Genomic DNA, 12129 nt, shown 5'->3' on the forward strand with positions numbered 1-12129 from the left:
TAAGGATGGAATAGAAGGTGATACACTTGAAAAATAGCGAGGAACATTAGTTTTTACAAATATTCTATTGAACCATTTACTTTAACCCAAACATTATTGCAGCTATTACAGATTAATACAATTATAACGCACCATTGTCATACGCATCATTCCATATCGAACGCGGATTAAGGCGCTGAAAATTTTGAAGTGCGTTCGATTTAGGTAACTTTCCGATATGAACATTCACATTATAGACACTGGCTTCTTCAAACTGGACGGCGGCGCAATGTTCGGCGTGGTCCCTAAATCGCTTTGGAACAGGCATAATCCGGCTGATGAAAAAAATCTTTGCACCTGGGCCATGCGCTGCCTGCTCATTGAAGACGGCGGAAAACTGATTTTGATCGATACCGGACTCGGGAACAAACAAGATCAAAAGTTTTTCGGACATTACGACCTGCACGGAGACGCCAGCCTTATTGGCTCCATCAAAAACTGCGGCTACGACGTTACTGACATTACAGATGTTGTCCTGACGCATTTGCATTTCGATCATGTAGGCGGTGCCGTGCGATACAACCCCGACGGGTCACAATTGCTTCCGACATTTCCGAATGCCGTTTACTGGTCCAATGAAGCACATTGGGAATGGGCTGTCGACCCTAATCCGCGCGAGAAAGCTTCGTTTTTAAAAGAGAACATTCTTCCCTTGCAGGAATCCGGTCAGTTGAAATTCATTGAGAAAGACCAATCCCCTTTTTCCAACATTGCATTTATCCACGTGGATGGTCACACCGAGCAAATGATGCTGCCAGTGATTCAATACAAGGACCAAAAGATCATTTACGCTGCGGATCTGTTGCCATCTTCTTACCACATTCCGCTTGCCTGGATCATGAGTTATGACATGCGTCCACTTGTTACGATGCAGGAGAAACAGGAAGTTCTGCAAAATGCCGCAGCAGAAAAGCACATCATATTATTTGAGCATGATCCCGTTTTTGAAGCAGCCGTTGTGGAGCAGACAGAAAAAGGAATTGCGATTCGTGAGCGCGGTGCATTGAGCACATTTATCAGCTAATGTTATGAAAATCGGTTTGGTTTTGTCCGGTGGCGGGGCACGTGGTATTGCACACATTGGTGCAATAAAAGCATTAATGGAGCATGGAATTAAGCCCGACGTGATCAGCGGGACAAGCTCCGGCGCATTTATTGGTGCTATGCTGGCGCACGGTTACACGCCCGACGAGATCATTGAAATGATCATCCAGACCAGTTTTTACCCCTATATCCGCTTCGGCTTCGGCGCGAACGGGCTTTTGCATATGAACAAGCTGGAAGCCGTACTTCGCAAATACATTCCCGAAAACACATTCGAATCCCTGAAAACCCCGCTTGTTGTAACAGCAACCGACATTGTTTCCGGAGAAGAATTGCAGTTCCGAAACGGCGAACTAGCCATTCCGGTGCTAGCTTCATGCTGCATCCCTGGCCTGTTCAGCCCTATCCGCTTTCAAGGCCGCGAACTGGTGGACGGTGGCGTGTTGAACAACCTGCCCGTCGAGCCCATTATGGAAGAAGCCGACTTCATCATCGGCATACACTGCAACCCATTTACGCTGGACAAGCCGCTTAAAAAAACCACAGAGCTCGTCTACCGCAGCCTCATCCTGGCCATGCACAGCAAAACCAAGGAACGTTTCAAAAAATGCAACCTCCTCATCGAACCCCCGGAACTAAGTAAGTTCAGCATTTTCGACTTCCGAAAAGCCGGGCAGTTGTTTGATGTGGGTTATGGTTATACGAAGCGGTTATTAAAGGAAACCGAGCTTATAATTGAATAAACATCTAATCTCCAAGCTTCCTAACAACCCATTCACCCACCTGAACGCCCTGCTTTTGTCCATTTTCTATGGCGTCCATGAAGTGGATTCCTCCGTAGAAGCGTGACATGCCGGATTCTTCGGCGGCGGCTATGAATGATGGGAATTTGCGGGCTTTCAGGCCGAAACGTTCTTCGACCGTGTCGGTGTATTCAAATTGGTTGCCGAAATAATGGGTTAATACAATGGCCGAGGCAGATGAGATGACGGAATGGCCGCTGAGATATTCCGGGAAAGGTGGTGTTTGTAAAAATGGTGTCCAGGTTGGATCAATGTATTTTCGGATGGCTGTTTCGGGGCGTATGCGGTTGCTGCGGAATTTTTCTTCCCAGCAGGTCATAAAGCCATCCATTAATGCAATGGCGACGGAAGTGTTTACCAACATTGTTTTGGAAAAATCGGCCTTTGCTTGTTTGCAGGCAATGTTGGTAATCCCCATCCAGTGCGCCCCGGGCGAAATTTTCTTCATCCCTACCAGCAAATGTCCCTTATTCTCCAAGGCAAATGGGTTACAATCCCAAAACGCTGCCATAACCCTGTGCTCAGGCTCCTTTTTATCGTCGTAATTGAGCTTCATTAGTTTGAAAAAAGCAGAATTCTTATCCTCGGAAAACGCAACGGGCGGCTGGGGACGGAACTGTGCGGCAGAATCGAGCGTAAATGGCCTAACGGTCTCAAAATAAGGCTCCACCGGCGGAAAGTAGCCCGGAGGCGTCGGATACCAGGCTCCCGGCGTTTGACTTGGTTCGTATCGGGGAAAATTGCTGATCAGATTGTACTTGTCTGCTTTGGCATATTTCAAAATCTGCTTGCTGATCGCCAATGCATACTCCTGCGAGCCGGCGATCATTTCTTCACTAACCCCTTCATTCCTGCACGAATCGAGCAGCCGGGCTTGATATGTCTGCAAAAGTGAACCGGAAGGCTGCATTTTTTTTGCTGTTTCGAGCATCGCCAGGATGGCACTGAGCTGGTAAGAATACGCGGCTACCGCAGGCTTTTCCATTTTCGGGTAATCGTTCAAAATGCCATGCATGCTTTTGTAAGCGGTGTCATTTTGTGAAACGACTTCGTATCCTGCCAGGCACGCATATGCGAAAAACCGGGCGCTAAGTGGCGGATTGGTCACATCATGAATCATGACGTCCGTCATTTGCAAGGTCATATTCCCGATCTCATCCGGACTGATGTTGGCCGGCGCATCCTTCTTGCAGCTTGCAAAAAAACAGATGCCGACAATGATCAGCCAGCCCTTAATTAACTTTGCCAATTTGATATGCTTTAATTTCTTGTTGATTTATTCCAAACAACAGCTTGTCACCAATCGGCAGCACGCTTCTTACATCTCCTTTTAAATTGAAGCCGGACTTATCTTGTTTAATGTAAGCAAACTGGCCTTTACCATTTCCTTTTAACAAAACACCGAAATTCGCGTCATACTTACCAAACCGCAGCCTAGCCTTGCTCACATTGCCGCAAAGGAGCAAATCCTTGTTCCCATCTTTGTCAAAATCAACAGCCGTAATGGTGTACACGGGAGAAATCTGGGATTGGAAGGGAAGCTGCTTTTCGGTGAACTTGCCATTCGCGCCTCGTTCGAAATAGGCGGTTTTCAGGTAATTGGCTTTCAATTCCTTTGCTCCCGCAAGTTCGTCCGCTGTAAATATTTCTTTCGTTGTTGCATCAGCGTAGCCTTTGTAATCCTGAAAACGCGTCCGCATAATGCTCATTTGGTCCAGCATTTCGTCACGCGTTACATAGGGATAGCTTTTGCCCTGAATGTAAAAACTCATGATCGGATCTACGGAACCGTTGTCGTCAAAATCTTTGTAAATCATTTCAACGGGTTCTTTGTCACTGGCTTTACATTGGCTGTTCAGACCTAAATTTCCGATTACCAGGTCTTCCTTACCATCGCCATTTAAGTCGGTGAGCAATATTTTGTTCCACCAGCCGCTGTATTGTTTATCAAAATAACTGGTCGTTTTGTTTTCAAGTTTACCATTGACATTGATATAAACCGTTACCGGCATCCATTCGCCTACCACGATCAGATCTGGTTTTTTATCAGCATTCATATCTGTCCAAACCGCATCGGTCACCAAACCAATGTTTGCCAGCTCGGCAGACACGCTGGCTGTCTTGTCGGAAAATTTGCCTGAGCCGTCATTGATCAGCACGTAACTTTTTGGCGTTTCGGGATAACGGCCCGGGATCACGCGACCACCCACGAAAAGATCGGGTTTCCCGTCACCGTTAACGTCTGCAATGCGCACACAGCTTGTGCTGGTGATCATTTTGGGCAATGCGCCTGCGCTTTTGGTAAAGTTACCTTTGCCATCATTTAAATATAAACGGCTTTGCAGCAACGGATCTTCGGGCATGAAGGCGGCATAACCTCCACTGCAAACGAACAAATCCTGAAAACCATCGCCATTCGCGTCGAAGAACGCCGCATCCGTGTCGTCACTTTGTTTGTCTGATTCAAAAGCCGCCACTGGTTTGCTGGTAAAAGAACCGCCTTTTTGCTGTAAATAGAGCTTTCCGGCTTCCCCCGAACCTCCGCCTGCGTAAATATCCTCCAAACCGTCACCATTTACATCACCTTTGACCAGGCAAGGGCCCGAAAAAGAAATCGGGTTAATCAGCAACGGCTGTCGTTTAAAATCATTCGTATTACTGGCCTTTCCGCTATATGCGATCGGTGACTGAACAACATTGTAGAGCGGGCTGGCAGATTCCGCATTGGGTTTGGCCACTTTTGCATTTGTTTCATTTAATGTCAAAAGCGCATTCACCTTAGGTTTAAGCACGCTTTCGCGCTTGCCGCTAAGCCATACAATTTGCAGGGAATCAATGCTTTCTTTGCCCAAACCAAAATGCAAAACCGGCGAAACGCTCGACTGGTAACCGCGTGTGGGCATTTGTTCGAGATATTGTTTTTGGCCTTTGCTATAAATGGTCACCTTCGCTCCTATGCCCAGCTTATTGGCCTTCTCACCTTCCAGTTTAATCTTCAAATAGTTGTTTTTCAAAAGCTTATCACCATCATTCTGATAGATGAAGGCGGGCTTGTTAATGTTGTTGACGATCAGGTCCAGGTCGCCGTCATTGTCCAGATCGGCATAAGCTGCGCCACCGCTGTTTGAAATTTCTCGTAATCCCCAGTTGTCGGCAACATTGGTGAATGTCAGGTCTTTTTTGTTTTGAAAAAGGTAATTTTTCATATTGGAGGACGGCATTTGATACACCATATTGAGCACATCCTCGCGCTTCACCTGTCCTTCGATACGCTTCAAATGATCGCCCATGAACTTTACAAAGTCCATATTCGTAAAATCACGAAGGTTACCGTTAGTTATAAAAATGTCTTTCCAGCCATCATTATCGTAATCCGCAAACAGCGATGCCCAGCTCCAGTCGGTGTTGGAAACCCCGGATAATTGCCCCACTTCCGAGAAAACAGGCAGTTTGGTTTTTCCGCCCTGCCCCTGGTTGAGTTGCAGCATATTGCGCATATACTGGTGATTAAAACCCATCTTGACATTGAAATCAAACAACTCATAATTATCCAGGCCAGCTAGTAACTTCTGTCTGCGGTTGTCCTCAGGCAACATATCGAGCGTAAAAATGTCGGGCAAACCATCATTATTGAAGTCTGCAATGTCATTGCCCATGGAGGAATGGGACGTGTGGCCGATGGATGCATTCAGCACGTCGGTAAATGTGCCGTTTTTGTTGTTGATATATAAAAAATCGGGAACCGAATAGTCGTTCGAAATATACATATCCTGCCATCCGTCCTGATTTACATCGGCTACTCCAATGCCCAGGCCGTAAGTAAGGGGCGAACTTTGTATGCCTGTTTTCTTGGTAATGTCTGTAAAGTAAGGTGTTCCGTCTGCTTTGGGGTCATTCCTGAAAAACCGCACACCTGTAACCGGATCATCCTTTTTTAGCAAATCGGCTGTGCTGGCTTCATCCAGGATCGGTAGTGATTTGGGATTGTGATTTAACAAGAACAGATCCATATCACCATCTTTGTCAAAATCGAAAAAGGCAGCTTGGGTGCTGTTACTAGGCGCACCCAAACCATATTTCTCGGCCGATTCTTCAAACTGCGGAATGCCGTTTGCATCATTTCCTTTGTTTATAAAAAGCTGCCCTTTAAGACTTTCCGGCGAGACGTTCCCTGAATAACAAATGTAAACATCCAGCTTGCTATCGCCATTTACATCCGCCATGGTAACGCCCGTTTTCCACGGACGCTCCCTGCCTCCTACGCCCGCGAGTGCAGTAATATCTTCAAAAACCATCCGGCCTTTGTTAAGATAAAGCTTATTAGGCACCATGTTGCCTGTGAAGTAAATGTCGTCCAGTCCGTCGCCATTGAGATCGCCTGCTGCCACGCCGCCTCCATTATAAAAATATTCGTACATCAGCACATTGGTATTCAGCCCTTCTGTTAATGTATTGGCAAAATCGATTTTTGTTTTTTCGGCAGGTAAGAGGGTAAACAAAGGCGTCTGGCTTGTGCCATCTTTGGGCTTATCGGAATCTGCGGATTTATCACATCCCACAAAACCAAGACTCATTGCCAGCAACATCATTCCTGGGGTCCAGGATTTTATTCGCTTCATAATAGGACCACGAAGGTTGAACTGTATAGAAAAAAGAAACTATGCCTTCATAACGAAGACATAGTTCCACAAATTTACTAATAAAGCGAGGACTAACTATTTATCATAACCCGGATTCTGCACCAGTTTTGCATTTCTGTTGATCTCATCACGACTGAACGGACGGAAGTACATTTTATCAGCCCATGTACGGTTTTCATGCGATTTCTCGACAATCGGCGTATAAGTGTAAGTATATACATCTGTATCGTAATGATAAGGCTCCTTCATCGATTTGCCTGGTTTGAATTTGCCGAGCACGTTGATGTATTCCAATGGACGGCCTAATGTTTCTTTGGCGATCATCCAGCGGCGTGCATCATGGTAACGTTGCTCCTCATAAGCCATTTCAATTCTTCTTTCGTGACGGTAAGCATCTTTCAGCGCAGCACCTGATACTTTCAGTGCAGGCATACCGGCACGGAAACGGATCTTATTCAACCAAGCCAGTGCTTCTGCATCCTGACCCAATTCAATGCTCGCCTCAATGTAATTGAAAACGGACTCCGTAATACGGATGAATGGCCATGGAATGTTCTGACGATCGGTGTTGTCGTACAATGCAGGGTTTGGATCGATAAACTTGCGCATGTAGTAACCTGTGCGGCTTCCGTTCCAGTCTTCGATAGAGCTGCTGCGGGTATCCAATCCTTTGCGGTTGATTAATGCGCCTTTGTCGTCCAGAAGGTCGTAAGCACCGGTCTGGATCTGGTTTGCAGGATCCTTTGCATCGGAAGGGCGTGGTTTCCAGCCTGCACCATCATACATGACAGTAGCGTAGAAACGGGGGTCACGGTTGTTGTAAGGAGCCGCAGCATGCGTTGGGTTGGTCCATTTAAATGCCGTTCCGTCCATCAGTTCGTAATCATCCACCAATGTTCCTATCGGCGTGTTTCCAGCCCAGTTGTGGTAACCGTTCGGTCCGTTGTTCAAGCCTGTCTGGCGCGCGCCTTCACCCAAACTTGGTGTGAAATAACGGCCGAAAAGGATTTCACTCGCAGCAGAAGGATCGAGCGTTTTATCCGCACTTGCTCCCGCCATTGCGATAGAAATGTAGTTCAGCTTTCCTGCCGCAGCCGAAACGGGAGCAGTCAGGTTCAGCTTGTAAGCGTTGCCTGCACCTGCATCAACAACAGCTTTTGCAGCAGCTTGTACAGCCGTCCAGCGCGCCTTACGGTCGCCGGAAATATATCCCAAAAATTCAGGGTTCGGATAAGCAGCAATCACAGCTGACTTTGCCTTTGCAGTTGGAATGTCGTGCAGATCACTTGCAGCGTACAACAACACGCGGGATTTCAAGGCCTGAGCAGCAATTTTAGAAGCGCGGCCTTTTACAAGTGTTTTGCCGTCCAAAAGCAATGCTGCACTATCACAGTCACTTACAATAGCCTGGATGCATTCGTCCCAGGTGTTGCGGGGAACGCTGTAATCTTCGTTCAGCGCATATACTTTCTTGATCAACGGCACAGCACCATAGTAGCGCGCCAATTGCTGATAGTAATATGCTCTCAGAAAATAAGCCTCTCCTTTTAAGCGCGCCTTCAGCGTCTCATCCGTAAATGTTGAAGTTTGCAGGTTGGCAATTGCAAGGTTAGCAGCCCGGATACGTGTATACATGGGTCCCCAGCCATAAGTGTCGTCCACCCAGCCTAGGTTGGACGGGCTCAAACTGCCTTCGTTCACGGTGTTAATGTTCCGGCCTGTGTGGGTGAACACGGCTTCATCTGTCAGCGAAGCAAGCATTTGCTCGCTAAATCCGCCTTGTTGAAGTCCCGCGTAAATGCCCGTTACAAAACCTTCTGCAAGCGCACCATCCTTCCAGACTTCGTCGGCCTGGATTTCAGTAGGAGGCGTTACATCCAGAAACTCAGTGTCGCAAGACGATAATCCAGTCGCCGTAAGCAACGCAATTAAGATTATACTTTTATATTTCAATTTCATATTCGTTGTCTTTAAAATGCTACACGTAGACCGGCATTGATAATTCTTGCCTGTGGATAGTACTGGCCGCTGTTGGTAGTGGATTCTGGATCCCAAACCTTGATCTTGTCAAAAGTGAACAAGTTCAATCCGTTTACGTAGATGCGGAATTTGCTCAGACCGATTTTGCTTCCCAATTCTGATGGCAGGTTGTATCCGATCTCAACGTTCTTCACACGCAGGTAATTATTGCTTTTCAGGAAGTAGTTGTTGATACCAGCTTGTCCTGTGTTGGTATAATACCGGTTGTTACGGTTTGTCAAACGCGGATATTCACTTGTTGGGTTGTCAATTGTCCAGCGGTGATCGTAATCGTATTTCAGATAGTTACCAATGTCTCCTGATTCCGTAAGACCTACGATCTGCAAACCTCCCAATGTTCCCTGCATCAATACAGAAAGATCGAATGCTTTGTAGCCAAGGTTGATCGACGCACCACCTGTGAAATATGGACGCTGTACTTTCTCAGTTCTCAAACGGTCGTCAGCACTGATTTTTCCATCTCCATTCACGTCTTTGAACTTCATGTCACCAGGTCTCAGGTTGCCCGTGATCGGCGTGTAGTCCAGCTTGTTTCCATCGATCTCACCCTGATCTTTAAATACTCCGTCGAACTGATACACAAGGAATGAGTTATAAGGCATTCCGGTCGAACGCTGATAAGAAGGTGCGCCCGGTGTTTCATCCCAGTATTTGATCCTGTTTTTGGCATAACCACCATTCACACTTACAGAATATCTGAAATCGTCACCCGCATTGCCGTCATAGCTCAACTTGAACTCCCATCCTTTGTTTTGCAGTTTTCCAAGGTTTTGAGGAGGAAGCTTTCCATCGATACCCGCAGAAGAAGGCGTTGAACCCGCTTTCGGGATCAGAATGTTAGAACGGTTGTTTACGAAGTAATCAAATTCAAATGCGAGCTTGTCGTTCAGCAATGTTCCTTCAATCCCGAAGTTAGAGTTATTGGCAACCTCCCAGGTGAAGTTCCTGTTGGCAACACGTGCTTCCAACAGAGATTTAGCCACCTGATCATTGATAATGTAGCTACCAAAGCCCATTGTGGACAGATACTGATATTCAGCAAGCGTTTCTGTTCCAAGGAAATAAGGCTCAGCACCCATCTGTCCCCACGATGCACGCAGCTTTACGTTATCAACAACTTGCGAAATGCTGTTTTTCCAAAAACTTTCTTCCGAAACTCTCCAACCCGCAGAAACCCCCGGGAAGAAACCGAAACGGCCTTCTTTTGGAAATACATAAGATCCATCTACGCGCCAAAGGAATTCAGCAAGATACTTTTCTTTGAAGTTGTAACCTGCACGACCAAAATAGCTCAAACGGGCACGTGAGAACAAGTCACCATTGTTTGTCCCTGAGTTTCCAATGTTCTGCTCAGGCGTTCCACCAGCGAAAAGCTGATCCACGACCGGTGAAATGTAGTAGCGACGGAATGCAAAGAAACCATCAGCATCCACTTTTTCGCGCTGCACACCCGCCATTACATTGAAGTTATGCGAGCCGATTGATTTCTCGTAAGACATCTGGCCTGTCAGCTGGATAGACAATTCTTGGTAGGAGCCTTCTGTCAAACGCGGATCTTTGAAAGTAGAACGAACTGTTCCTGTAAGCAATGGTGAAGTGCCATCCGCTTCATAGGTTTTCTTATCCCAGAAATATAATGTCCAAGGCGTTTCGAAGTTTTTCTGACGGCGGATTTGCTTATCCAATGCTGCCATGGTGTTGATTTTCAACCCTGGTACACCTGGAATCAGAATTTCAAGACCTCCGTTTGTTTGGATATAATCTCTTCTGTCGCGCTCGTAACCAGTTGTGTTGGTTGTGATAACCGCTGGGTTTTGACCATTTTCAATGTCAGGACCTGCTTTTCCATTAGGCCAGATCGCTATTTCAGTTGGCTTACCACGCATCAGCATCCGGAAGATCGGACCTGCATCGTTACCACCGCTTGGATAGTTACGATCTTCTTCACGCAATGTAAGGCCCACGTTTGCAGAAATGTATTTGTTGATTTTTGTATCCAAATTGATACGCATATCATACTGCTTGTAAGCGGTCGCCGTGTTTTTGTAGTAACCTTCCTGATTGATATAACCCAAAGAGGCAAGATATTTAATGTTCTCGCTACCACCTGTCAATTGCAGATTGTGACGCTGCTGCGGTGCCCATTTGCGGATTACCGAGCCGTACCAGTCTGTGTTGGGATGAAGCAAAGGATCGCTTCCGTCATTAAACTTCTTCATGTCATCCGGGTTAAAAACCGCATTGATGACGTTTCCGTTGTCTTGTCTTTTATAAGAACCCGTCGTGTTAAAGCCTGTCAAAGCGTTTCCCCACTCTCCTACCTGGAGGTTATCATAAATCTGCAATTCATTACGGATCGTAGCGTATTCAGAAGCGTTAGCCATTTCAGGTGTTCTTGTTGGCTGTGAAGCACCGAAGTTCATGTCATAGGATAACTGTGGCTTGCCTGTTTTTCCACGTTTGGTGGTAATCAGGATTACCCCGTTGCCCGCACGTGAACCGTAAATCGCAGCCGCAGCATCTTTCAGAACCGAAATGCTTTCAATGTCCGCAGGGTTGATACGGTCCAAACCACCACTCCGGTTAGGAACGCCGTCCACAACGATGAGTGCATTGCTGTTACCCAGCGAGTTTGTACCGCGGATACGGATGGCAGAACCATCATTTCCAGGCTCACCGCTTGCTTGTACAGCCGAAATACCAGGCAGACGACCGCCCAGCGTGTTAGATAAGTTTGCGGCAGGCGCTTTTTCAAGCTCTGCTCCCTTTACTGCTGTTACAGAGCCGGTTAGGGTTGCTTTTTTGGCAGTACCATAACCTACAACCACAACCTCGGTTAATGCTTTGGTGTCAGAAACAAGTTTGACATCGATATTTGATTTGCTGCCGACCGGTAATTCCTGTGTCAGATAGCCGATGAAAGAGAAGACCAATGTGCCTTGCTTGTCGGCTGCCACAGAGTAAACGCCCTCATTGTCAGTGACCGTTCCGGCTGTGGTCCCTTTCACTACCACGCTCACGCCCGGCAAGGCCACTCCTTGATCATCTTTGACTGTTCCCTTCACCACATTCTGGGCGTAAGCCCCTACTACTGCGATCAGAGCCAGTAAAAGAGAAAAAACACATCGCGATGCAGCACGAGATGTCCATCCAGTAGAAATTCTCATAGATTGAAATTTTGATTAAATAGTAGAATTAAAAAAAAGTTGCTTAACCGTATAAGCACGGAACGTAGAGACAGCCACCGGCTTACATGAAGAAACCGGACATTAGAAGTAATAAGATTCAGATCGGAAAGTATTTACATAGGTTAGCGATGATTGTTTTGGTGAGTTAGAGAAGTTATCAGTCAGTTTTATCCAGCGTGTATTTTGTACACAATTCGACGCGTGATCCTGGGAAAGCGCATTGGATAAGCCGCTGGATTTTTGTTTTGCTCGTTCGTTTGTACAAAAAGATATTAAATATTTTACAAAAGAAAACATTCTGTCTTTTAACATATGCATTCTACGAAAATAACAATTTTATTCACTTCAAATTCGAATAATTATAGAATTGTATAC

6 protein-coding genes are annotated in these 12129 nt (G+C 46.4%); 2 read left to right on the forward strand and 4 right to left on the reverse strand.

Annotated features, from left to right (window positions below; all coding sequences use genetic code 11):
* The first annotated feature begins 217 nt into the window (after window positions 1-217).
* A complete protein-coding gene (locus NFI80_RS13510; protein WP_235162738.1) occupies window positions 218-1063 on the forward strand; it encodes an MBL fold metallo-hydrolase in 846 nt (281 codons plus the stop codon).
* A gap of 4 nt (window positions 1064-1067) precedes the next feature.
* Window positions 1068-1826 (forward strand): patatin-like phospholipase family protein, encoded by a 759-nt coding sequence (locus NFI80_RS13515; protein WP_235162737.1) that lies wholly within the window; start codon window positions 1068-1070, stop codon window positions 1824-1826.
* A 4-nt stretch (window positions 1827-1830) separates the two neighbouring features.
* On the opposite strand, the gene NFI80_RS13520 is transcribed toward NFI80_RS13515, so the two are convergent.
* From NFI80_RS13520 to NFI80_RS13535, 4 genes are all read right to left on the reverse strand, one after another.
* Window positions 1831-3135, reverse strand: a complete 1305-nt coding sequence (locus tag NFI80_RS13520) for a vanadium-dependent haloperoxidase (RefSeq protein WP_235162736.1) — start codon at window positions 3133-3135, stop codon at window positions 1831-1833.
* Window positions 3119-6505, reverse strand: a complete 3387-nt coding sequence (locus NFI80_RS13525) for a VCBS repeat-containing protein (RefSeq protein WP_235162735.1) — start codon at window positions 6503-6505, stop codon at window positions 3119-3121. The genes NFI80_RS13520 and NFI80_RS13525 overlap by 17 nt, the downstream gene beginning before the upstream one ends.
* Window positions 6506-6601: 96 nt before the next feature.
* Window positions 6602-8485 carry a RagB/SusD family nutrient uptake outer membrane protein gene (locus tag NFI80_RS13530; protein WP_235162734.1) on the reverse strand — a complete coding sequence of 628 codons (1884 nt, stop codon included), beginning with the start codon at window positions 8483-8485 and terminating at the stop codon, window positions 6602-6604.
* Between the two features lie 11 nt (window positions 8486-8496).
* Window positions 8497-11733: a SusC/RagA family TonB-linked outer membrane protein gene (locus NFI80_RS13535; RefSeq protein ID WP_235162733.1), complete on the reverse strand. Its 3237-nt coding sequence runs from the start codon at window positions 11731-11733 to the stop codon at window positions 8497-8499.
* Window positions 11734-12129 lie beyond the last annotated feature (396 nt).

Origin of the sequence: Dyadobacter chenhuakuii (assembly GCF_023821985.2) — a bacterium.
Taxonomy (GTDB): Bacteria; Bacteroidota; Bacteroidia; order Cytophagales; family Spirosomataceae; genus Dyadobacter; species Dyadobacter chenhuakuii.